Below are 22,705 nucleotides of genomic sequence, written 5' to 3'. Positions count from 1 at the left end.
CGCGCCCGCCCCGGCGCGCGCCGGGAGCGGCGCCGGGCGGGCAGGCGGGGCGGGCGGGGAGACAGGCGCGGGGGCAGGGCGCGGGGCGCCTCCCGGGCGGCGGCTACTCCCCGTCGTGGGCCCGTCGTACGGCGGCCAGGTCGATCTTGTGCATGGTGAGCATGGCCTGGGTGGCGCGCCCGGCCTTCTCCTGGTCCGGGTCGGTCGTCAGGGCGATCAGTTCGGTGGGCACGACCTGCCACGACAGGCCGTAGCGGTCCTTGAGCCAGCCGCACGGGCCGGGCTGGCCGCCGGTCTCGACGAACGTGTCCCAGTAGTGGTCGACCTCGTCCTGGTCGTCGCACATGATCTGGAAGGAGACCGCCTCGCTGAAGGTGAACAGCGGGCCGCCGTTGAGCGCGACGAACTGCTGGCCGTTCGCCGTGAACTCCACGGTGAGGACGCTGCCGGGCGTGCCGGGGCCCGCCTCGGTGTAGCGGCTGACGGCACCGAGCCGCGAGTTCTTGAACATCGACACGTAGTAGGCGGCGGCTTCCTCGGCCTGGTCGTCGAACCAGAGACAGGTCACGAATCCGTCGGCGGTCATGGGTTCCTCCGGGGGTCTGCGGCGGGTGGAGCGGGGTCGTCAGTGTCGACCGGCCCGGCGTCCGAAACTCATCGCCGCCACGCGAAGAACCCGCGAACCCGCCACGGACGGCTCCCGCAGAGGGCCCGGACGGGCGCTGCCCGCACGGGTCCGGACCGGCTCTGCCCGCAGCGAATCTGCCGGGGGCAGAGAACGCTCCGCCGGGCGACCGCACGGGCCGACAGTGAGGGGGACGGCGCGTCCGCCGCCGTCCCGTCCGCCACCGACGAGGAGATCCGATGACCGCACACACCGCCTTCGCGCCCCGCGCCGAGGAGGGCGACACCCCCGCCTCCCGCTTCGACGACCAGCTCGCCGCCCAGCTCCTCGGCCGCCGCATCGTGCTGCTCGGCACCCAGGTCGACGAGGTGTCCGCCAACCGGGTGTGCGCCCAGTTGCTGCTGCTGTCGGCGGAGGACCCGCGCACCGACATCGCCCTGTACATCAACAGCCCCGGCGGCTCGGTGCACGCCGGGCTCGCCGTCTACGACACGATGCGGCTGATCCCGAACGACGTGTCCACCCTCGCCATGGGCTTCGCCGCCAGCATGGGCCAGTTCCTGCTGAGCGTCGGCGCGCCCGGCAAGCGGTACGCGCTGCCGAACGCCCGCGTGATGATGCACCAGCCGTCGGCCGGGATCGGCGGCACCACCGCCGACATCGAGATCCAGGCCGAGAACCTGGAGTTCACCAAGCGGACCATCGAGCGGATCACCGCCGAGCACACCGGCCAGACCCCGGAGACCATCTCGCGCGACGGCGACCGCGACCGCTGGTTCACCGCCGAGCAGGCCCGCGAGTACGGCATCGTCGACCGGGTCGTGGAGACCCTGGCCGACGTGCAGCCGGGCACGTCGAAGCGACGGATGGGACTGTGACCATGGGGACGTACACGATTCCGAACGTCGTCGAGCGGACCCCGCAGGGCGAGCGCTCCTACGACGTCTACAGCAGGCTGCTCTCGGAGCGGATCATCTTCCTCGGCACGGAGATCGACGACGGCGTCGCCAACGTCGTCATCGCGCAGCTCCTGCACCTGGAGTCCTCCGCGCCGGAGCAGGAGATCGCCCTGTACATCAACTCCCCCGGCGGCTCGTACACGTCGCTCATGGCGATCTACGACACGATGACGTTCGTCCAGGCGCCGATCTCGACCTTCTGCGTCGGGCAGGCGGCCTCCACGGCGGCGGTGCTGCTCGCGGGCGGCGACCCGGGGCGGCGGTTCGTGCTGGAGCACGCGCGGGTGCTGCTCGGGCAGCCCGCCAGCGGCGGCCGCCAGGGCACGGTGTCGGATCTGGCGCTCCAGGCCCAGGAGATGGTGCGCATCCGCTCCCAGGTGGAGGACGTCCTCGCCCGCCACACCCGGCACGACCTGAGCACCCTGCGCGCCGACATGGACCGCGACAAGGTGTTCACCGCCGAGGAGGCGGTGGCGTACGGGCTGGCGGACGAGGTGCTGAGCCGGCGTCTCACCCGGCGGTGAGACGCCGGCCCGCTCCGCCGGCACCGGTCAGGCGACCAGGCAGAGCCCGTCGTACGACGAGGAGGGTCCCCCGTGGGCGGTCGGCGCGGCCCGGCCTGTGACCTGGCTGCCGACCTGGCCGGTGAGGGGACCGCTGATCTGGCCGGTGACCCGGACCAGTTCGCCCTGGGCGCGGGCCAGGAGGTCGCCGAGGGTGAGGCCGAGGGCGTGGGCGGCGGCCGCGAGGACCTCCGAGGAGGCCTCCTTGCGGCCCCGCTCCACCTCCGACAGGTACGGCATCGAGATCCGGGCCGTGTCGGCGACGTCCTTCAACGTGCGGCCCTGGGCCCGGCGTTCGCGGCGCAGGACGTCACCGACCAGGTCACGCCAGAGCGGCTCGCGGGGCGCGCGGGGAACGGGCGGCCCTGGCTCGGGACGCGGGACCACGGGTCCGGCGGGCTCGGGGCGCGCGAATCCCGGACGGGGCGTCTCGCGGCGGGGCGTCTCACGGCGGGGCGTCTCGGAACGGTGCGCGGGAGGGCGGTGCGCGGTGGGGCGCAGCGGGATCACCCGCGCCCGGTCCGGCACGGGGGCGGGGGCTCGGTCCGGCCTGTGCTGCTGCGGCTGCTGCGGCGCTTGGTTGCTCACCGTCCCAGCCTAGGAGGACGGCCCGCCGGGGGAAGGGGTGCGGGTTCCGCCCTCAGGGAAACCGGCGCGCGAGGGGGACGTGGCGGTCAGAATCCTTCCCTGACGACACCGGGACACGGGACGCGGCAGACGGGACGCGGGAGACGGACACGGGGCCCTGCCCTCGGAAGTTCGGCCTCGGGCGTCCGGGCTCGCGCGACCGGCCTCGGGCCTCGGTCTCGGGAGCGGCGGAAGGGCAGGGGGCGGAGATGGAGCTGCGGGACACGTTCGACACGGTCGCGGAGCGGTACGACCGGGTCCGACCGCGCTATCCCCCGGCGCTGGTCGAGCGGCTGGTGCGTGCCGCGCGGCTCGGACCGGCGAGCCGGGTGCTGGAGATCGGTCCCGGCACGGGGCAGCTGACCCGGCCGCTGGCGGCGACCGCCTGCCGGCTCACCGCCGTGGAACGGGGTCCGGCGCTGGCCGCCGTGGCGCGGCGCAACCTCGCCGGGTTCCCGCGCGCGGAGGTCGTGGTGGGCGACTTCGAGCGGTGGCGGCCCCCGGCCGACCAGCCCGGCCTCTTCGACCTGGTGGCGTGTGCGACCGCCTTCCACTGGCTCGACCCGGCGGACCGGGTCGGGCGCGCGGCGGCGGTACTGCGCCCCGGCGGCCTGCTGGCCCTGGTCACCACGCACCACGTCGCGGGCGGCAGCGACGGCTTCTTCGCCGAGGCGCAGTCCTGCTACGAGCGCTGGGACCCGGCCACCCCGCCCGGCCTGCGCCTGGCGGCGGCGGAGGCGACCGCCACGGACACCGGGGAGCTGACCGGGAGCGGACTGCTGACGGACGTCGTCGCGCACCGGCACACCCAGGACATCACGTACACGGCGGACGCGTACGTGGAGGTGCTGCTCACGTACTCGGGGCATCTCGCGCTCGACGCGCCGTCCCGCCGGGGGCTCCTCGCGTGTCTGCGCGGCCTGATCGAGACCCGGTACGGCGGCCGGATCACCAAGCGCTACCTGCATGAACTGATCCTGGCCCGGCGCACGGCCTGACCCGGACGCGCGCCGCGCGCACGGGCAGGGACGGAGCGGGGGGAGACGAAGTGGGGAGCGGGGCGGAGAAATTTCGATCCGGCGGAGAAAGGTGTGCATGAGTCCGCCGACTCGGGGTACGCGCCCTATGAATGGGCCTCGGTGGACGGGGCCCCTCACGCACCGAACACATCGGACGTCGAACCGTGACTTTCGTGGGGAGAGGCTATGCACACCGCCGTGACCGGGTCGCAGGCACAGGTCGTCGAGGACGCCGCCGAGGCCGTCGCGGACGGAACGCCGCTGCCGGGAGTCGAGGACCCGAGGCGGGTGGCGCCCCGTGACGCCCGTGAGCTGTCGCGTCACTTCTTCCGCCGGCTGACCGAGCTGGAGGAGGGCACGCACGAGTACCAGTACGCGCGCAACACCCTCATCGAGATGAACATGTCGCTGGTGCGGTTCGCGGCCGGACGGTTCCGGGGTCGCGGCGACGACATGGAGGACGTCGTCCAGACCGGGATGATCGGCCTGATCAAGGCCATCGACCGGTTCGAGATCGCGCGCGAGGTCGAGTTCACCTCCTTCGCGCTGCCCTACATCGTGGGCGAGATCAAGCGCTTCTTCCGGGACACCACCTGGGCGGTCCACGTGCCCCGGCGGCTCCAGGAACTCCGCGTCGAGCTGGCCAAGGCGCGCGACGAGCTGGCCGGACGGCTGGACCGCGAACCGACGGTCGCCGAGCTGGCCACGCTGATGAACCTCACCGAGCGCGAGGTCGTCGAGGCCCAGATCGCCTCCAACGGCTACAACTCCTCCTCGCTCGACGCCGCGCTGACCGGTGACGGCGCCGAGGGCGGCGAGGCGGTCCTCGCCGACTTCCTCGGCGTGGAGGAGGACGGGCTGCGGCTCGTCGAGGACTTCCACACGCTCGCCCCGCTGATGGCCCGGCTCAGCGAGCGGGACCGCGAGATCCTCCACCTGCGGTTCGTGGAGGAGGCCACCCAGGCGGAGATCGGCGAGCGGCTCGGCTGCTCCCAGATGCACGTCTCCCGCCTGATCAAGCGGATCATCGGCAACCTGCGCGAAGGAATGCTCGGCGACCTCGACGTCGCCTGAGGCGGACGCCACCGGACGCCACGGACTCACTCGCGCGCGGAGAGCGAGCGCGTCACCTTCATCCGCGCGCGAGGCGCAGCACGGCGCGTACCCGCTTGCCGACCGGGATGCGCTCGGCGGTGACCTCGGCGGCGACGGCGTGCACGATCTCCAGTCCGTGGCCGCCGATGCGGCGCGGATCGCGCGGGTAGCGCACCGGGAGCGTGTCGCTGCTGTCGTAGACCGACACCGACACCGAGGCCTCCGTGCCCTCCAGCTCAAGGATGTACGGGCCGCCGGTGTGCCGGTCGGCGTTGGTGACCAGCTCGCTGACGACGAGCATGACCTCCTCGCTGACCCGGGTGTCGACCGTGGCGCACCACTCCGTCCTGAGCTGCTCGACGAAGTGCGCCGCGAAGGACCGGGCCTCCGCGATGGACCCGGGTTCGCCGGTGTAGTGCGCCGTCCGGCGCAGCGGTTCCACGGGTACGTCGAAGTCGGTCGGTATCACTGCCCAATCCAGGTGCTCGATCATGCCGTTCTCTCTCCGAGGCCGAACCAGGCCGGACCAGGCCGGACGCTGCTGCACCTCTCCCCCTACCCCCGACCGGCGCGGGCAGTCCCCCCGGCTTCCGCCGGAACGCCATGGCGCCGGTCACAGCAGCGGTGATCCGCCGGGACCGGCCGGATCGGCGGTGGACGGCGCCGACTGCGGGGTGTCGCCGCCGGGCTGCTCGGGGGTGGAGCCGCCCGCGCTCTCCGGCTCGGTGGACGGCCCGGACGGCGGCGGCGCCTCGGAACTGGGCGTCCCGGAGTCCGAGGGCGGTGCCGGGCTGTCCGTGGCGGGGCTCTCCGAGGCGGGCGGCGACGTCGACGTGTCCGGCGACCCGGAGGGCTCGGCCGACGACGACGCGCTGCGGGACGGTTCGGCGGGCTTCGAGGGCCGGTCGGTGGGGCGGTCCTTGCCGCCGGTGTCGCCGCGCTCGCGGGTGAACCAGCCCTTGTCGTCGGGGTCGTACAGCACGAAGACGTCCACGACCGTGGTGGACGGGGTGATCACGACGACGTCGGAGGGCCGGTACGCGGGCCAGGAGTCGCCGGTGCGCTTCAGGGTGCCCTGCTGGGCGACGGGCGGGGTCAGCGGGTTGCCGCAGGCGCAGCGGACCCGGGGCACGCCGTGCGCGTCGACGAGGACGGCGGTGCCGGACTGGAGGACGGCCTGGTAGGGGGTGGCGGTGCCGTCGCGGTAGCCGTGGTTGGTGACGCGGGTGTCCATGCGGAGCTGGACCGGGGTGAGGGCGCGCAGATAGGCCGGGACCCGGTCGGGGGCGACCCCGGCGACGGAGGCGAACGCCCGGTTCTTCGCGGGGGCCGCCCGCAGGGCGTCGACCTGCTTCTCCACGTCGCAGGAGGCGACGTCCCGGGTGCCGCCGTAGAGGCCGGGGGCGCCGCCGTCGACGCCGCGCACCGTGTTGGCGGACGCCGAGGGGGCCGGGGAGAGCGAGGCGGGCGGGGCGGAGGAGTCGGTGGCGCTGGACTCGGTGAAGGGGTCCGGGCCGGTCTTGTCGGCGGCCTGGAGGAAGACCTCGCCGCTGCCGCCGGAGTCCCCGGAACCGGAGCCGGAGCCGCCGCTGTCACCCGAACGGGTGAGGACGACGCCGAGGACCACGGCGACGACGAGGACGGCGGCGAGGACCGCGACGCGCGGTACGGACCGCCACCACGGCCGGTGCGGTCCGGACGGCCCGCCGGGCGCGGAACCGGGTGAGGACGGGGAGCCGGGCGGGACGCCGCCTCCGGAGCCGTCGCCGGGCGGGGGCACGGGGCCGCCGCCGGATGCGGGGGGTTCGGTGGGCGGGCCCGAGGGGGGCTGGGAGGGGCCGGAGAGCGGGCCGGACGGCGGGCCCGTGGGGCGGCCGGAGGACGGTGGTTCCACGGTCACTGGCACTCCCGACGTGGTGGTCCCGCGAGGCTGTGGGCCGCGCGAGCGACGCCCGATGCCCCTTTTGTGCGCAACATCCTCATTGTGTGCCCCGGTCCGGCGCGGCCCGCAAGCGGACGCGGACGCTCCTCCCGACAGGCGGTCCGCCGGAAGCCTGCCTAGCGTGAACAGGGTGAGCCCGCGCACCCCCGCCGACCAGGCAGTGGCCCGCCACGGCTGGCCCCAGGCGGCCGGTACGGCGCTCGCCGGGCTGCTGTCGATGTGCGTCACGGCCGCTCTGGGCCTGTGGGCGGCCGGTGCGGCGGACCTGCCCGACACCGCGTTTCCCCGCGTGGTCGCCGCGACCGTGGTCACGGCCGTCGGCGGCTCGGTCGAGCTGTCCGGGAACGCCGGTGACCTCGCCGGGACGCGGGCCGGGATGACCGTGATGCCGCTCTCCGTGACCCTGGTCGGCGCGCTGGTGACCGCGTACGCCTTCCTGCGCCCGCTGCGGCACCGGGCCGTCGCCCGGGCGGCCGAGCTGGGCGGCTGGGCGCTGCGGGTCGCCGTGGTGTGGCTGCTCGGGCTGCTGGGCCTGGCCTTCGGCGCCCGGCAGACGTTCGCGGTGTCCCTGGGCGACGACAGCCTCGACGCCCTCGGAGACGTGTTCGGGGTGGCGCCGAAGGTCGGGTTCACCACCGATGTGCCGCTGACCGTGCTGGTGGGCCTGGTGTGGCTCGCGGGCGTGCTGGTGCTGGCCCTGCTGGTGTCCGGCGGGGCGCCGCTGCCGCGCGCGCTGCTCCGCTTCCAGGCGTCGGTGCGCCCGGCGGCGTACGCGATGGTGGCGCTGCTGCTCGCCTGGGTGGTGCTCGGGCTGGTCGTGGCACTGGTGGTGGCGGCGACCCGCGGTGATCCGGCGGACGCGCTCGCCGTGGTGCTCCTGGGGCTGCCCAACCTGGTGTGGCTCGCGTTCACCGTGGGGCTGGGCGCGACCTGGGACGGCCGGGTGGAGGGCCCGTTCGGGCTGCCGATGCCGCACGTCCTGGACGCCGTCCTGCGCGGCGAGGACACCGCCACGGTCGACCTGGGCACGCTCGCCGAGCAGGACGGGCGGGTGTGGTGGCTGGTCGCGGTGGAGGCGGTGCTGCTGCTGGGGGCGGCGTTCGTGATGGCGGCGCGTTCCCCGGCCGGTACGCCCGCCTGGCGGCACGCGGTGCGGATGGCGGTGGCGCTGGCGCTGACGGTGCTGGCCGTGTGCCTGGTCGGCCGGATCTCCGCGCACTACGGGCTGTCCCTGTTCGGCATCTCCGGCATCGGCGGCTCCGGGCTCGGCGGGGACGTGTTCCTGCGCCCCCGGGTGTGGTCGGCCGTCGGACTGGCCGCGCTGTGGGGTCTGGTCGCCGGGTTCCTGGGGGCGCTGCTCGCGCGGGGCACGGCGGGGCACGGGCGCGTGGACGCGGGTGAGCGCCACCCGGTGGGCCGGGGCGGACGGCGCGCCTGAGCATCCGCAGGCGGTCGGGGGACTCCAGCGGTCCGGAGACTCGTGCGGCGGTCGGGAGCCTCAGGCGGTCGGGGGGTGCAGGACCGGGGACGCCCAGGCGGGCGGGGACTTCGGGGCGGCCGGGGGCACGGCGCCCGGACCGGTGCCGGAGGGTGCGTCCCGCTCCCCCGCGCCGGGCAGGCCCGTGACGACCTGGGTCGGCGGGTGGTCGGGGCGGGGTCCGCCGGGTCCCGCCGCGCGGAGGTCGCCGATGAAGGCACGGCAGGTGCCGTACCGCTCGTCGGGGGTCTTGGCGAGGGCGCGCGCGAACACCTGGTCGACCCCGGCGGGCAGGTCGGGGCGGGCGGCGGTGAGGGGCGGCGGGTCGTCGTACTGGTGGGCCCAGAGCAGGGCCATGTCGTCGTCGCGGCGGAACGGGGGGTGCCCGGCGAGGGTCTCGTAGACGACGCAGGCGAGGCCGTAGACGTCGCAGCGGCCGTCGGCGGGGCGGCCGGAGATCTGTTCGGGGGCGACGTAGTCGAGGGTGCCGACGAACTGGCCGACGGTGGTGAAGCCGGTCAGGGAGAGCGACTTCTTGGTGAGGCCGAAGTCGGTGAGGTAGACGTGCTCGGGGTGGTCGCTGTCGGTGCCGCGCGCGACGAGGATGTTGCCGGGTTTGACGTCCCGGTGGACCAGGCCGTGCTCGTGGGCCGCGTCGAGGGCGGAGGCGACCTGCGCGGCGATGCGGACGGCGGTGGCCGGGGGCAGCGGGCCGGTGCGGTCCAGGAGGTGGCGCAGGTCGCTGCCCGCGACGTAGCGCATGGCGATGTAGAGGACGCCGTCGGTCTCGTCGGCCTCGTAGACGGGGACGATGTGCGGGTGGTCGATGGCGGCGGCGACCCGTGACTCGTGGGTGAAGCGCTTGCGGAAGATGTCGTTGCGGGCGAGTTCGGGCGCGAGCAGTTTCAGCGCGACGGTGCGGTCGAGGCGCAGGTCGCGGGCGCGGTAGACGACGGCCATGCCGCCGCGGCCGATCTCCTCCTCGACGCGGTAGCCCGCCACCTGCCGGCCGGCCGGGTCGACGGCGCGCCCGGCGAACGGTTCCGTCCCGTGGGTCACCGGCGGTCACCGTCGGGGGTGACGATCCGGGTCGGGGCGTGCCCGAGGTCGGGCGGCGGGGCGTCCGGCGCGTCCCCGGCTTCCGGCGCGTCCCGGTGGCCGGGGTCGGCGGCGGCCGGGTCGCCGGTCGCGGGCGGCGCGTCGGTGGCGTACGTCGTGCGGCGCGCGCCCTCGCCGTACGCCCAGCAGGCGCCGTCGGCGTCGTACAGCCAGACCGACCCGGCGTCGACGACGGCCCCGATCCGCAGGTCCTGGACGCGGCGGCGGAAGGTCTCGCCGTCGAGGGAACCGGCGGCGAGGTCGGTGACGGCGGCCCGGTAGCGGGCGAGGGCGTCCTCGGCGCGGGCCAGCAGGGGCAGCAGGTCGTCGGTGGTGGTGAGGGGGTCCCCGGCCAGGGGCGGGTCCTGCGGGACGGCGACGAGGTGGCGGCCGTCGACCCAGGCCGACCAGCCGTTGGAGCACAGCACGCGGCCCCAGTCGCCGCGCCGCTCCACGAGCCGTACGGGCAGCAGCGGGTCGAGGGGGACGGTGGGGCGGGCGGGGTCGGGGGCCTCCCAGGCGGGCAGGCCGCGCTGGGGCACGACGTGCGTGGGCCGGAAGCCGGGGGTGGCCGGGGTGCCGGGGGTGGCCGGGGTGGTCGGTTCGGGCATGGGACGGCCTACTTCCGCATCACGGCGGGTTCGTGGCGGCGCAGCAGCCGGGCCACGATCACGCCGAAGAGGACGGAGAGCACGACGAGCATGCCCACGTCGAGCAGCCACACCCCCGCCGAGTGGTCGAAGAGGGGGTCGCCGGTGAGGTCGCCGGGGACGATCCGGGCCAGGTCGAGGGTGCCCGCCATGGCGCCGAACGCCCAGCGCGACGGCACCAGCCAGGCCAGTTGCTCCAGTCCGGGCACCCCGTCGAGGGAGAGCAGCGCGCCGCAGAACACCACCTGCACGATGGCGAGGAGGACCAGCAGCGGCATCGTCACCTCCTCCTTGCGGACCAGGGCGGAGACCAGCAGGCCGAGCATCATCGCGGTGAAGGCGAGGAGGGCGACGGCGACGGTGATCTCGATCAGGGGCGGCATGAGCACGCCCTCGCCGCCGGGGGTGTTGAGGTCGACGCCGAGGAGGGCGACCAGGGTGAGCACGACCGCCTGGACGATCGTGACGGTGCCGAGGACGACGACCTTGGACATGAGGTAGGCGGATCTGGACAGGCCGACGGCGCGTTCGCGCCGGTAGATCACCCGTTCCTTGACGAGTTCGCGGACGGCGTTGGCGGCGCCGGTGAGGACGCCGCCGACGCAGAGGATCAGCAGCGCGTTCATCGCGGTGTCGCGGGTCAGTTCGCTCCCGGCGAGCGCGCGGGCCATGGCGCCCATCACGAACGGCAGGGCGATCATGATGACGAGGAAGGTGCGGTCGGCGGCGAGGGCGGCGGTGTAGCGGCGCACGAGGGTGCCGAGCTGGGCGGGCCAGCTGCGGGGGCGGGGCGGCGGCGGGACGGTGACCGGGCCGGAGGAGGGCATCGGGGGCTGCACGGCGGCGTCGAGGACGTAGCGGCGGCTCTCGGGGGCGTCGGCGTACTGCCCGGCCCAGTCGCGGTCCCGGTCGCGTTCGAAGGCCTCGAACGCCTCGGGCCACTCGGCGAAGCCGAAGAAGGCGAGGGCGTCGCCGGGCGGGCCGTAGTAGGCGACCTTGCCGCCGGGGGCGAGGACGAGGAGGCGGTCGCAGACGTCGAGGCTGAGGACGCTGTGGGTGACGACGATGACGGTGCGGCCGTCGTCGGCGAGGCCGCGCAGCATGTGCATCACCGAGCGGTCCATGCCGGGGTCGAGGCCGGAGGTCGGCTCGTCGAGGAAGAGCAGGGAGGGCTTCGTGAGCAGTTCGAGGGCGACGCTGACCCGCTTGCGCTGGCCGCCGGAGAGGCTGTGGACGTGCTGGTCGGCGCGCTGGTCCAGGCCGAGTTCGCGGATGACCTCCTCGACCCGGGCGCGGCGTTCGGCGCGCGCGGTGTCCTGCGGGAAGCGGAGTTCGGCGGCGTAGGTGAGGGCGGCGCGGACGGTGAGCTGGGGGTGGAGGATGTCGTCCTGCGGGACCAGGCCGATGCGCTGGCGGAGTTCGGCGTAGTCGCGGTAGAGGTCGCGGCCGTCGTAGACGACGGTGCCGTGGTCGGCGGGGCGCTGGCCGGTGAGGGCGCCGAGCAGGGTGGACTTCCCGGCGCCGCTCGGGCCGACGACGGCGAGGAGGCACTTCTCGCCCACCGGGAAGGAGACGTGGTCGAGGAGGACCTTTCGGCCGCGGTCGACGGCGACGGTGAGGTCCTGGACGTCGAGGGAGACCTCGCCGGTGTCGACGTACTCCTGGAGTTCGTCGCCGACCAGGCAGAACGCGGAGTGGCCGATGCCGACGACGTCGCCGGGGCCGAGCGGGGCGGCGGTGACGGGCAGGCCGTTGAGATAGGTGCCGTTGTGGCTGCCGAGGTCGGCGATCTCGTAGCCGCCGTCGGCGAGGGCGCGCAGTTCGGCGTGGTGGCGGGAGACGACGAGGTCGTCGACGACGAGGTCGTTGTCGGGGGCGCGGCCGATGCGGACGGTGCGGGCGGGCAGCGGGCGGACCGTGGTGGGCTGCCGGAACGTGCCGGTGTGGGCCGGGTCGGCGACGGCCGACGGGCGCTGCGGGGCGGGCGCGGGGCGGCCGGTGAGGACGGCGCTGGGTCCGTCGTGCGGGCTGCCGAACCTGAGGACGCAGCCGGGGCCGACGTCGTGGGCGCGGACGCGGTGGCCGTCGGCGTAGGTGCCGTTGGTGCTGTCCTCGTCGCGGAGGGTCCAGTGGTCGCCCGCGGGGCGCAGGACGGCGTGGTGCCAGGAGACGCGGGCGTCGTCGAGGACGACGTCGCAGAGGGGGTCGCGGCCGACGTGGTAGTCGCGGACCGGGATCATCACCGTGGAGCCCGACTCGGTCTCCACCACGAGTTCGGGCGCCGTGGGCGCCGCCGGCCGCTCCGCCATGCCGGAATTCTATCGATTCGCACCCTTGTGCGCCGGGCGAGAGCGGGTGCGACCGCGCGGGACGGGCAGAGGCGGACGGGGGGAGGACGCCCCCGGAGCGCAAGCCGGGGTCAGCCGACCGGGACCACCAGGGCGGGGAGGGTGCGCTGCATGCGCAGGGCGTCCACGGACTCGGCGAGCAGTTCGTACTCGGTGGTGTCGTCGCTGACGGCGATCCGGATCAGCCGTCCCCCGGCCAGCTCGTCGGCGACCAGTTGCTGGCGGCCGACGTCGGCGCACCAGGTCCGCAGCAGGGCGGGCACGTCGGGCACCGTGTCGGCCACGGGGACGAGGGCGCGGGACGGGACGTGCGGGGCCTCGGGGCTCGGGTCGAGGCGTTCGGCGATCCAGGTGGCCCGGTCGCGCAGCCACCACAGGGCGAGGGCGAGCGTGGGCGCCCGGTAGGTGCCGAGCGGTACGCCGATCCGGCGGCCGCCGCAGACTCCGTACGCGGTGACATGGCACAGGAATTCGTCGTGCACGTCCTTCTCCCCCGTGGGTCGCTCGCGGGCGCGGGCCTCGCTTTCCGTGCGGCTCCTGTCGGGGTGAACTGCCCCTTGGATTCGAGTATGTTGACTGCTGAAACACTGTCACCACGGTTTTCCGGCCAGTCTCCTGGCATATTCGGAAATGCTCATGGCCGGAATAGGGCGGGGCTCCGGCCGTGGCGTCAAGTCCCGAACGCGGGGCAGGCACCGGGGCGAAGATCCGCAGACCGGCGGGGTACCGGGGGCCACCTCGGCGGAATGATGAATTCCGCGCGATACGCGGGTTCCACCAGGGTCGGAATACCGGAATGCGGCGCGCAGAGGGCTCCGCGGGCGGCAAACGGAAACAGCGGAACGGGCCGGGACACGGAATGCGCCGCCGCCCCGACCGGGATTCCGGACGGAACGGCGGCGCATTGTGATCTGGCCGAAGTACGTCGCTTTCTTGGCGCGTCGACGACCCCCGCCGTGGCGGGCGGACGGCTCAGCCCTTGATGACCTCGTCGATCCGGGCCAGCTCCGCCTCGTCGAAGCCGAGGTTGCCGAGCGTGCGCACGCTGTCCTCCAGCTGTTCGGGGCTGCTCGCGCCCACCAGGGCGGAGGTGACCCGGCCGCCGCGCAGCACCCACGCGAGGGCGAGCTGCGCCAGGGACTGGCCGCGCCCGGCGGCGATCTCGTTCAGCGCGCGCAGCCGGGCGACCAGCTCGCCGGTGACCGCGTCGGAGTTCAGGAACGGGCTGTCGCTCGCCGCGCGCGAGCCCTCCGGGATGCCGTCGAGGTAGCGGGAGGTGAGCAGGCCCTGCTCCAGCGGGGAGTAGACGATCGAGCCGACCTCCAGCTCGTCCAGGGCGTCCAGCAGGCCCTCGTCCTCCGGGCGGCGGTCCAGCATCGAGTAGCGCGGCTGGTGGATGAGGAGCGGGGTGCCCAGCTCGCCCAGGATGCGGGCGGCCTCACGGGTCTGCTCGGCGGAGTAGTTCGAGACGCCGACGTAGAGCGCCTTGCCCTGCTGCACCGCCGAGTGCAGGGCGCCCATCGTCTCCTCCAGCGGAGTCTCCGGGTCGAAGCGGTGCGAGTAGAAGATGTCGACGTGGTCGAGGCCGAGCCGGCCCAGGCTCTGGTCCAGGGAGGACAGCACGTACTTACGGGAGCCCCACTCGCCGTACGGGCCGGGCCACATCAGGTAGCCCGCCTTGGTGGAGATCACCAGCTCGTCGCGGTACGGGGCGAAGTCCGCCTTCAGGGCCTCGCCGAGGGCGGACTCGGCGGCGCCGGGCGGCGGGCCGTAGTTGTTGGCGAGGTCGAAGTGGGTGATGCCGAGGTCGAAGGCGCGGCGCAGGATGGCGCGCTGCGTCTCGACCGGCCGGTCCGGGCCGAAGTTGTGCCACAGTCCGAGCGAGAGCGCGGGGAGCTTCAGCCCGCTGCGTCCGGTGCGGCGGTAGGGCAGGTCCGCGTAGCGGTCGGGGTGTGCGGTGTACAACGCGACTCCATGAGGGGTTGGCTCGGGGTGGCGGGCGGCTCGGGGATCGGGCGGTGCGGGGGCGTCACCCTCCGGACCGTCTTCCCCGGTGTTCCACTCTGGTGCCACCTGCGGGTAGTGGTCCAACAGAAGAATCCGATGGTATTCAGCGGCTACGCTTCTCAATCATGGAACTGCGCCATCTCCAGCACTTCGTCGCCGTCGCCGAGGACCAGCACTTCACCCGGGCGGCCGAGCGGCTCATGGTGTCCCAGTCGGGACTGTCCGCGTCCATCCGGGCGCTGGAGCGGGAGCTGCGGGCGCCGCTGTTCGTGCGGACCACCCGCCGGGTGACGCTCACCGAGGCGGGCCGCGCGCTGCTGGCGGAGGCGGAGCGCATCCTCGCGCAGGTCCGGGCCGCGCACGAGGCGGTGGCCGCGGTGCAGGGCGTGGTGCGCGGCACCCTCTCCGTCGGCACCGAGCAGTGCATCGCCGGGGTGAACGTGGCCGGGCTGCTGGCCGCCTTCCGGCGCCGCCACCCGGACGTGGAGATCCGGCTGCGGCAGTCCGGTTCGGGCGCGCTCGCCGAGGAGGTGGCCGCGGGGCGGCTGGACCTCGCCTTCGCCTACCGCACCCAGGCCGACACCGACCAGCTGCGCTCGGCGCCGCTGGCGGGCGAGGCGATGTACGTGCTGTGCCATCCCGACCACCGGCTGGCCCGGGACGCGGCGGCGCTGTCGCCGGAGGACGTCGCCGACGAGGTGTTCGTGGACTTCCACCCGGACTGGGGGCCGCGCCGGGCCACCGACGCGGCGTTCGCGGCGGCCGGGGTCGGGCGGACCGTGGCCCTGGAGGTCAACGACGTGCACAGCCTGCTGGACCTGGTGGACGAGAACCTGGGCGTGGCGGTCGTCCCCCGGCACTTCCGGTACAAGCGGGAGTCCCTCACCGCGCTGCCGATGAAGGGCACGCGCGAGGTGGTGTACGAAACGGTCGCGCTGCTGCCGCCGACCCGCGCGACCAGTCCGGCGGCGCGGGCGCTGATGGCGCTGCTGGAACCCCGGCCCGCCTGACCCGGCGGACCGGGGTCACCGGCCACCGGGCCCGTCGCCGGGATCGGGGCCGGGGGCAGGGTCGGGGACGGGGCCGAGGCCGGTGATGCCGGGCAGGCGCCGCAGGAGTGCCAGGTCGTGCAGGTCGCGCTCCTGCGGCGGATAGCCCTGGTGGAAGAAGATCTGCTGCCCGGCGGAGACACAGGGCACGGTGACCCCGCCGATCACCCCCGTCACGAAGCAGGCCGCGGGGTACGGGAACGGCCGCTCCGGGTCGAACGAGGCCTGGACGGCGGAACCGTCGGGCGCGACCTCCAGCGGGTGCAGGTCGATCGCCCGGCCGTCGGGGTGGGTGACCACGAACCGGACGGGCCGCTGGTCGAGGGTCTCGGTGAAGCCCACCGCCGCAAGCGCCGCCAGCACCAGCGGCTCCTGCTCACGGCGGTGGGCCAGATCGAGGTCCCGGTGCTCACGGGTCCGCTCCCCCACCAGCGCGTCCACGCCCCAGCCGCCCTCGACCCACACCTCGGCGCCCGCGCGCCCCAGCAGGCCGAGGACGGCCAGCACGTCGTCGGCCGTCATCACCGGCGTACGCCTCCCCGACGGCGCGCGCCGCGCGGGCTCCCCCGGCCCGCTCCGGTCGCGTCCGGACCACGCCCGCCGCTCACGCCCGCAGCCACACCGCGGTGTCGGCCGGGAGGCGCCCCTCGGCGTCGAGGGCGCCGCTGGCGAGCAGGACGTACGCGTGGTCGGGCAGGGCGGCCGGGGTGTCGGCGAGGTTGACCACGCAGACGAGGCCGGGTGCCCGGCGGAAGGCGAGCACCCCGGCCGGGGCGGGCAGCCACTCCAGCGGGCCGTCCCCGAGCCCGGCCTCGGCCCGGCGCAGCCGCATCGCCGTGCGGTAGAGGACCAGCATCGAACCGGGGTCGGCGGCCTGGACGTCCGCGGCGTACGCCGACCAGCCCGCGGGCTGCGGCAGCCACGGCTCGGTGCGGGAGCCGAAGCCCGCGTACGGGGCGTCGGCGGTCCAGGGCAGCGGGACCCGGCAGCCGTCGCGGCCGGGGTCGGTGCCGCCGGAGCGGAAGTGCATCGGGTCCTCGATGCGGTCGCGCGGGATGTCCGCCTCGGGCAGGCCCAGTTCCTCGCCCTGGTAGAGGTAGACCGAGCCGGGCAGCGCGAGGGTGAGCAGGGCGGCGGCGCGCGCCCGGCGGGTGCCGAGCACCAGGTCGGTCGGGGTGCCGAACTCCTTGGTGGCGAAGTCGAACCCGGTGTCCTCACGGCCGTAGCGGGTGACGGTGCGGGTCACGTCGTGGTTGCAGAGCACCCAGGTGGCGGGCGCGCCGACGGGGGCGTGCTCGGCGAGGGTGTCGTCGATGGCGACGCGGAGCCGCTCCGCGTCCCAGGGGCAGGCCAGGAAGTTGAAGTTGAACGCGGTGTGCAGCTCGTCGGGGCGGAGGTAGCGGGCGAAGCGCTCGGCGTCGGGCAGCCACACCTCGCCGACGAAGACCCCGCCGTAGGCGTCGGCGACGCGGCGCCAGGAGCGGTAGATCTCGTGCAGCTCGTCGCGGTCGATGTACGGGTGCGGGTCGCGGCCCTCGACGAAGTCCGGCAGGTCGGGGTCCTTGGCGGGCAGGGCGGCGGAGTCGATGCGGACCCCGGCCACGCCGCGCTCGAACCAGAACCGCAGCACGTCCTCGTGCTCCTCGCGCACCGCCGGGTGGGACCAGTTGAGGTCGGGCTGCTGCGGGGTGAAGAGGTGGAGGTACCACTCGCCGTCCTCGACGCGGGTCCAGGTCTGCCCGGCGAACTGCGACGGCCAGTCGTTGGGCGGGAGTTCGCCGTGCTCGCCGCGGCCGGGGCGGAAGTGGAACAGCTTGCGCTCGGGGCTGCCGGGTCCGGCGGCGAGCGCGGCCTTGAACCAGGGGTGCTGGTCGGAGACGTGGTTGGGCACGATGTCGACGATGGTGCGGATGCCGACGGCGCGGGCCTCGGTGATCAGCTTCTCGGCCTCGTCGAGGCTGCCGAACGCGGGGTCGATGGTGCGGTAGTCGGCGACGTCGTAGCCGCCGTCGGCGAGCGGGGAGAGGTACCAGGGGGTGAACCAGATGGCGTCGACGCCGAGTTCGGCGAGGTACGGCAGTCTCGCCCGTACGCCCGCGAGGTCCCCGGTGCCGTCGCCGTCGCCGTCGGCGAAGCTGCGGGGGTAGACCTGGTAGATGGCAGCGCCACGCCACCAGTCGTCCGAGGGGGCGGGGTTCTTGTCGGGGTGCGGGGCTGCCACGTGACGGTCCTTTCGGGGCAGGGGTGGTTCTCCGCCGCCGCCCCGGACAGCGGGGCGTCGAGGACGGGGCGGCGGCGGAGGATCGGAAGGGGTACCGGCGGCCGGGCCGGGCGGGGTCGCCGGCCGGCCCGGGGGCCCGCCGGTGCCGGTGGGGAGGGGATCAGCCCTTGAGGCCGCCCGCGGTGAGGCCGCCCATGATGTTGCGCTGGAAGACCAGGAAGAGCAGCAGGGTCGGCAGGGAGGCGATGGTGAGGGCGGCGATCAGCACGTTCTCGGGCACGCTGGTGGCGAGCGAGTAGATGCCGACGGCGAGGGTCTGGCCGGTGGGGTCGGGCAGGACCAGCATCGGCCAGAGGAAGTCCTTCCAGACGCCGACCACGGCGAAGATGGAGACCACGCCGAGGATGGGCCGGGAGATCGGCAGGACGACCGACCACAGGACGCGCAGCGGTCCCGCGCCGTCCATGGAGGCGGCGTCCAGCAGTTCGCGGGGGATCGAGTCGAAGAACCGCTTCAGCAGGAAGATGTTGAAGGCGTTGGTCACCGAGGGCAGCCAGATCGCCCAGGGCGAGTTCAGCAGGTTCCGTTCGAAGATCGGCACGTCGAGCACCGTGAGGTACTGCGGGACGACGAGGACGGTCGCCGGGATCATCAGGGTGACCAGCATCATCCCGAGGATCGCCTTGCCTAGGACGGGCCGCAGCTTGGACAGCGAGTAGGCGGCGGCGACGTCGAGGACGAGCTGGAAGGCGAGCGCGCCGAACGCGTAGTAGAGGGTGTTGAGCAGCAGGCGGGCGAGGTCCATCACCTCCCAGGCCCGCTGGTAGTTCTCCGGGTGGACGGAGCCGGGCACCCAGGTCGGGGGTGTCTGGACGGCTTCCTGGGTGGTCTTGAGGCCGCCGGAGACCATCCAGTACAGCGGGCCGAGGAAGGCCAGCGTGAACAGGACGACGACCAGGCCGAAGCAGAGCCAGTACAGGAGCCTGCCGCGCGGGCGGGCGAGGGCGGCGGGCGAGATGAGCGTACGTGTCGACATGTCCGTGTCTCCCCGGTCCTACTCTTCCGTGGCGCGGTTGAGCCTGGTGTACACGGCCGAGAACGCGGCCAGGAGTACGAGCAGGATCAGGCCGAGCGCCGCCGCGGCACCGTAGTTGTTGAAGTTGAAGGCGTACTGGTAGATGAGGTAGACGACGGTCGTGGTCGACCCCTCGGGTCCGGCGCCGCCGGTGAGCAGGAACGGCTCGATGAAGACCTGCATGGTGGCGATGATCTGCATGAGCAGCATCAGCGCGAGGATCAGCCGGGTCTGCGGGATCGTCACGTGCCACACCTTGCGCAGCAGACCGGCCCCGTCGAGTTCGGCGGCCTCGTACAGCTCGCCCGGGACGCTCTGGAGGGCGGCCAGGTAGATGAGGGTGGCGCCGCCCATGTTCATCCAGGTGGAGGCGACGACGACGGAGAGCATCGCGGTGTCGGGGTCCTGGAGCCACTGCTGGGCGGGGATGCCGAAGACGTCCAGCACCTCGTTGAACATGCCGTACCCGGGGTCGTACAGGTACTTGAAGAGCAGCACGGACGCGGTCGGCGGCAGCATCACCGGCAGGTAGACCAGGAGGCGGAGGTAGCCCTGGCCGTGCCGGAACTCGTTGATGACGAGGGCGGTGAGGAAGGGGACCGCGAAGCCGAGGACCAGCGCGAGGACCGTGAACCAGAGGGTGTTGCGCCAGGCCTGGCCGAACGCGGGGTCGTTCCAGATGGTGACGAAGTTGTCCCAGCCGACCCAGCTGACCTCGCCGTTGTCGGTCTTCTGGAAGGCGAGCAGGAACTCCCGGACGATCGGGTACCAGGAGAAGAAGGCGAAGCAGAGCACCGCGCCGATGAGGAATCCGTGGGCGGTGATGTTGCGGCGCAGGATCTGGGCGAGGCTCCCGGCCGGGGGCCGGCCGTCGCCGTCGCGCGAACGGCGCGGGCGGCGGGAACGGGGTTCCTTGGCCGCCGGGTCCTGCGTGAGGGTGGGGGCCGACATGGCTGCTCCTCGAAGCGTGCGTGCTGCGGTGTCGCCGGGCGGGGCGGGGGACGTGACGGGTGCGGGGGCGTGACGGGTGCGGACGGGCGTCGGGCCCGCCGGTGGGGGCGGGCCGGGACACTCTCGCGGGCCGGGGACGCGCTCGCGGGCCGGGCGGTGGGCTGCCGCCCGGCCCCGCGGGGGTCACTGGTTGGCGAGGACCTGGTTCACCTGGGTCTCCGCGGTCGACAGGAGCTTGTCGACGTCGGCGTCCTTGTTGGTGAGCAGGCCCGACATGACGTTGTCGAGGACCTTGTAGATCTCCTGCGCCTTCGGCGGCTCGGCCTTGCCGGGCACCGGGCTGTCCATGAAGGCCTTGAAGTTCTGCACCGGCATGGTGGCGTACTGGACGCGGGCGGCGTCGTCCTTGGTCTTGCTGTCGTTCAGCCACAGGTTGGGCTGCGGGAGACCGACCGGCAGGCCGTCGGCCTTGGTGCGCTCCCAGTCGTACTGGCCCTTGCCGACGGTGGTGAACTTGAAGTTGAGCCAGGCGATCGCGGCCTTGACCTTGTCGGCCGAGATGCCCTTCTTGATCATGTAGTTGTTGCCGCCCGCGAGCGTGTTCTTGCCGCCGGGGATCGGTCCCATGCCGAAGTTCTCGTACTTGGCGCCGAGTTGCTGGACCATGTACGTCACGTCGTCGGGCGCGGCGAGGAACATGCCGAGCTTGTCGGTGGCGATCTGCTTCTGGAGGTCGCCCCACTTCAGCAGCTGGGTCTTGCCCATCGAGTCGTCCTCCCAGCGCATGGCGTGGAGGTTCTCGGCGACCTGCTTGCCGATCGCGTCGTTGAAGGCGGCCTTGGTGCCGGAGGCGTCGACCACGTCCCCGCCGAGGCTGTACATCTGCGCGGTGAAGTGCCAGCCGCCGGTGTTGGCGGCGCTGTACTCGCCGAAGCCCGCGACGCCGCCGCCGAGCCCGGCTATCTGCTTGGCCGCCTTGCGGACGTCCTCCCAGGTGGCGGGCGGGGTGTCGGGGTTCAGACCGGCCTTCTCGAAGAGGGAGCGGTTGATCAGCAGGCCCATGCGGTAGTTGCTGGTGGGCAGGCCGTAGAGCTTGCCGTCCTTCTTGAGGGAGCCGAGGACGTCGGGGTCGATGTCCTTGAGCAGCGGGACGGTCTTGTCGTTGACGTAGGCGCTGATGTCCTGGGCGCCGTCGTTGTCGAGGACCTGGTCGAGGTCGGTGAAGTAGGTGTAGAAGACGTCGGGCTGCGACTTGGCCTTGAGCATCGCGGTGAAGCGCGGGGGCTCCAGACACTGGCCCGGCGTGGAGCGGCCCTGGACGGTGACGTTCGGGTAGGTCTTGTTGAACTCCTTGACGTCTTCGTTCCACTCCTTGAGCTCGGCCTGCTTGGCCGCCGGCGGCATGCAGTCGATGGTGATGGTGACCTTGGTCTTCGGGTCCAGGGGCGCGGCGGGGTCGGCGTTCGCGCTGCTGCCGTTGCCGCTGTCGCCGTCGTCGTCGCTGCTGCTCGTGCCGCAGGCGGCGAGCGCCGTCAGCGTGAGTGCGGAGACGAGGGTGACCGCTCCGGCGCGGCGGGTGCGGCGGAACCGGGCTCTACTCATGGGTGGTCCCCTTCGGGCATGAACGTGGAAGGCGCCCCCTCACCGGTGCGAGGTGGGGCGCCGCACACTCAACCACCACCAACAAGTCATCGCAATATCTCGCGCTGATTTCGTAATTGTTTGACAGAGCTGCGCACATGCGGCGGCCCGTGACGGGTGGTCCGACGCAAGTCGGCGTCGGGTGCGGAACGTCGGCTACCGCATGACGGACCGGGTGCGGGCAGGACGCGGGGGGACGCGACCGGCCCCGCGGAGGGGTTCCGCGGGGCCGGTGGACGCGACGCAGGGGGCCGGGAGGGTCAGGGGCGCGGGGCCTGGGCGGTCGAGCCCCGTACGACCAGCTCCGGCTCGAACAGCAGCTCGCCGGGCGGTACTTCGCCGCCCTGGATCTGGGCGCAGAGGAGGTCGACGGCGGCCCGCCCCATGGCCTCGATGGGCTGGCGGACGGTGGTGAGCGGCGGCTCGGTGCAGTTCATGAACGCGGAGTCGTCGAAACCGACCACGGAGACCTGCTCGGGCACCTTGAGGCCGCGCCGCCGGGCGGCCCGGATGGCCCCCAGGGCGAGGGGGTCGCTGGCGCAGATGATGCCGGTGACGCCCCGGTCCAGCAGCCGCGAGGTGGCCGCCTGGCCGCCTTCCAGGGAGAACATGGACCGCTCCACCCGGTCGTCCGGCAGCGGGGCGCCCGCGGCCTCGGCGGCGGCCCGTACGGCGGCGAGCTTGCGCCGGGAGGGGACGTGGTCGCCGGGGCCGAGGACCACGCCGATGCGGTCGTGGCCGAGCAGGGAGAGGTGGCGCCAGGCCTGCTCCACCGCGACGGCGTCGTCGCAGGAGACGCAGGGGAAGTCCAGCTCCGCTATGGGGGCGTTGATCAGCACCACCGGGATACGGCGCTCGGCGAGCTGCCGGTAGTGGTCGTGCGGGGCGTCGGCCTGGGCGAACAGCCCACCCGCGAACACCACGCCGGAGACGTGCTGCTGGAGCAGGAGGTCGACGTAGTCCGCCTCGGAGACCCCGCCCTTGGTCTGGGTGCACAGCACCGGGGTGAGCCCCTGCTGCGCCAGCGCACCGCCGATGACCTCGGCGAAGAGCGGGAAGATGGGGTTCTGGAGTTCCGGGAGGACCAGGCCCACCAGGCGGGCGCGTTCGCCGCGCAGCTGGGTGGGGCGCTCGTAGCCGAGCACGTCCAGCGCGGTCAGCACGGACTGGCGGGTGGCCTCGGAGACCCCCGGCTTGCCGTTGAGGACCCGGCTCACCGTGGCCTCGCTGACCCCTACCTTCTTGGCAACCTGAGCAAGTCGTCGCGTCATGGGCGCAAGGTTAGCGCAAGCCACGCAAACGGCTTGCGCCAACCTTGGCTCGAATGTTCGTTTTCCTACAGGATCTGTTGCCCTCTT

21 protein-coding genes are annotated in these 22,705 nt (G+C 73.5%); 6 read left to right on the top strand and 15 right to left on the bottom strand.

The annotated features are described in order from the left end of the window. Window positions 1–103: 103 nt before the first annotated feature. The gene (locus ACIQPQ_RS27705) at window positions 104–586 is read right to left on the bottom strand and encodes a VOC family protein (RefSeq protein WP_401308767.1); all 483 of its coding nucleotides are present in this window, start codon (window positions 584–586) and stop codon (window positions 104–106) included. A 278-nt stretch (window positions 587–864) separates the two neighbouring features. Between ACIQPQ_RS27705 and ACIQPQ_RS27700 the strand changes: the two genes are divergently transcribed. After that, on the top strand, window positions 865–1,503 hold the full coding sequence (locus ACIQPQ_RS27700; protein WP_401308764.1) for an ATP-dependent Clp protease proteolytic subunit: 639 nt from the start codon (window positions 865–867) through the stop codon (window positions 1,501–1,503). A gap of 2 nt (window positions 1,504–1,505) precedes the next feature. After that, window positions 1,506–2,108, top strand: coding sequence for a ClpP family protease (locus ACIQPQ_RS27695; RefSeq protein WP_401309295.1), 603 nt, complete (start codon window positions 1,506–1,508; stop codon window positions 2,106–2,108). Window positions 2,109–2,135: 27 nt separating this feature from the next. Here the strand turns inward: ACIQPQ_RS27695 and ACIQPQ_RS27690 are convergent, their stop codons facing one another. Further along, window positions 2,136–2,675: a helix-turn-helix domain-containing protein gene (locus tag ACIQPQ_RS27690; RefSeq protein ID WP_401309292.1), complete on the bottom strand. Its 540-nt coding sequence runs from the start codon at window positions 2,673–2,675 to the stop codon at window positions 2,136–2,138. Between the two features lie 308 nt (window positions 2,676–2,983). On the opposite strand from ACIQPQ_RS27690, the gene ACIQPQ_RS27685 reads away from it, so the two are divergent. Both ACIQPQ_RS27685 and ACIQPQ_RS27680 read left to right on the top strand, forming a co-directional pair. Next, window positions 2,984–3,772, top strand: a complete 789-nt coding sequence (locus tag ACIQPQ_RS27685) for a class I SAM-dependent methyltransferase (protein ID WP_401308761.1) — start codon at window positions 2,984–2,986, stop codon at window positions 3,770–3,772. A gap of 207 nt (window positions 3,773–3,979) precedes the next feature. Further along, window positions 3,980–4,867 carry an RNA polymerase sigma factor SigF gene (locus tag ACIQPQ_RS27680; RefSeq protein ID WP_401308759.1) on the top strand — a complete coding sequence of 296 codons (888 nt, stop codon included), beginning with the start codon at window positions 3,980–3,982 and terminating at the stop codon, window positions 4,865–4,867. 58 nt (window positions 4,868–4,925) lie between these two features. Here the strand turns inward: ACIQPQ_RS27680 and ACIQPQ_RS27675 are convergent, their stop codons facing one another. Next, complete coding sequence (locus ACIQPQ_RS27675; protein WP_401308756.1) at window positions 4,926–5,381, bottom strand: ATP-binding protein; 456 nt, start codon at window positions 5,379–5,381, stop codon at window positions 4,926–4,928. Between the two features lie 120 nt (window positions 5,382–5,501). Further along, the gene (locus tag ACIQPQ_RS27670) at window positions 5,502–6,788 is read right to left on the bottom strand and encodes a DUF6777 domain-containing protein (protein WP_401308754.1); all 1,287 of its coding nucleotides are present in this window, start codon (window positions 6,786–6,788) and stop codon (window positions 5,502–5,504) included. A 172-nt stretch (window positions 6,789–6,960) separates the two neighbouring features. Here ACIQPQ_RS27670 and ACIQPQ_RS27665 point away from each other — a divergent pair, with 172 nt between their 5' ends. Further along, a complete protein-coding gene (locus ACIQPQ_RS27665; RefSeq protein WP_401308751.1) occupies window positions 6,961–8,268 on the top strand; it encodes a streptophobe family protein in 1,308 nt (435 codons plus the stop codon). Between the two features lie 60 nt (window positions 8,269–8,328). On the opposite strand, the gene ACIQPQ_RS27660 is transcribed toward ACIQPQ_RS27665, so the two are convergent. The 5 genes from ACIQPQ_RS27660 to mgrA all read right to left on the bottom strand — a co-directional run bounded on the left by ACIQPQ_RS27660 (window position 8,329) and on the right by mgrA (window position 14,368). Next, on the bottom strand, window positions 8,329–9,366 hold the full coding sequence (locus ACIQPQ_RS27660) for a serine/threonine-protein kinase (RefSeq protein WP_401308749.1): 1,038 nt from the start codon (window positions 9,364–9,366) through the stop codon (window positions 8,329–8,331). Then, a complete protein-coding gene (locus ACIQPQ_RS27655; protein WP_401308747.1) occupies window positions 9,363–10,016 on the bottom strand; it encodes a hypothetical protein in 654 nt (217 codons plus the stop codon). Before ACIQPQ_RS27655 ends, ACIQPQ_RS27660 begins: the two co-directional genes overlap by 4 nt. A gap of 8 nt (window positions 10,017–10,024) precedes the next feature. Next, window positions 10,025–12,364, bottom strand: coding sequence for an FHA domain-containing protein (locus tag ACIQPQ_RS27650; protein WP_401308744.1), 2,340 nt, complete (start codon window positions 12,362–12,364; stop codon window positions 10,025–10,027). A 110-nt stretch (window positions 12,365–12,474) separates the two neighbouring features. After that, a complete protein-coding gene (locus ACIQPQ_RS27645) occupies window positions 12,475–12,885 on the bottom strand; it encodes a hypothetical protein (RefSeq protein ID WP_401308742.1) in 411 nt (136 codons plus the stop codon). A 490-nt stretch (window positions 12,886–13,375) separates the two neighbouring features. Beyond that, window positions 13,376–14,368 (bottom strand): L-glyceraldehyde 3-phosphate reductase, encoded by a 993-nt coding sequence (mgrA, locus tag ACIQPQ_RS27640; RefSeq protein ID WP_401308740.1) that lies wholly within the window; start codon window positions 14,366–14,368, stop codon window positions 13,376–13,378. Window positions 14,369–14,535: 167 nt separating this feature from the next. Between mgrA and ACIQPQ_RS27635 the strand changes: the two genes are divergently transcribed. After that, window positions 14,536–15,420: a LysR family transcriptional regulator gene (locus ACIQPQ_RS27635; protein ID WP_401308737.1), complete on the top strand. Its 885-nt coding sequence runs from the start codon at window positions 14,536–14,538 to the stop codon at window positions 15,418–15,420. A gap of 15 nt (window positions 15,421–15,435) precedes the next feature. On the opposite strand, the gene ACIQPQ_RS27630 is transcribed toward ACIQPQ_RS27635, so the two are convergent. The 6 genes from ACIQPQ_RS27630 to ACIQPQ_RS27605 all read right to left on the bottom strand — a co-directional run bounded on the left by ACIQPQ_RS27630 (window position 15,436) and on the right by ACIQPQ_RS27605 (window position 22,618). Beyond that, window positions 15,436–15,981, bottom strand: a complete 546-nt coding sequence (locus ACIQPQ_RS27630) for a nucleotidyltransferase domain-containing protein (protein ID WP_401308734.1) — start codon at window positions 15,979–15,981, stop codon at window positions 15,436–15,438. Window positions 15,982–16,063: 82 nt separating this feature from the next. After that, entirely contained in the window at window positions 16,064–17,680 is a 1,617-nt protein-coding gene (locus tag ACIQPQ_RS27625; RefSeq protein ID WP_401308732.1) for a glycoside hydrolase family 13 protein, read from the bottom strand. A gap of 160 nt (window positions 17,681–17,840) precedes the next feature. Further along, on the bottom strand, window positions 17,841–18,716 hold the full coding sequence (locus tag ACIQPQ_RS27620) for a carbohydrate ABC transporter permease (protein ID WP_383775421.1): 876 nt from the start codon (window positions 18,714–18,716) through the stop codon (window positions 17,841–17,843). Between the two features lie 18 nt (window positions 18,717–18,734). Further along, window positions 18,735–19,706: a carbohydrate ABC transporter permease gene (locus ACIQPQ_RS27615; RefSeq protein ID WP_401308729.1), complete on the bottom strand. Its 972-nt coding sequence runs from the start codon at window positions 19,704–19,706 to the stop codon at window positions 18,735–18,737. A 183-nt stretch (window positions 19,707–19,889) separates the two neighbouring features. Further along, complete coding sequence (locus ACIQPQ_RS27610) at window positions 19,890–21,308, bottom strand: ABC transporter substrate-binding protein (protein ID WP_401308726.1); 1,419 nt, start codon at window positions 21,306–21,308, stop codon at window positions 19,890–19,892. A 299-nt stretch (window positions 21,309–21,607) separates the two neighbouring features. Continuing rightward, entirely contained in the window at window positions 21,608–22,618 is a 1,011-nt protein-coding gene (locus ACIQPQ_RS27605; RefSeq protein ID WP_401308723.1) for a LacI family DNA-binding transcriptional regulator, read from the bottom strand. Window positions 22,619–22,705: the final 87 nt, after the last annotated feature.

This window comes from Streptomyces sp. NPDC091281, assembly GCF_044757425.1.
Lineage (GTDB): Bacteria > Actinomycetota > Actinomycetes > Streptomycetales > Streptomycetaceae > Streptomyces.
The sequence above is the reverse complement of the archived record's forward strand: the minus strand, read 5'-3'. Positions and strand labels throughout refer to the sequence as shown.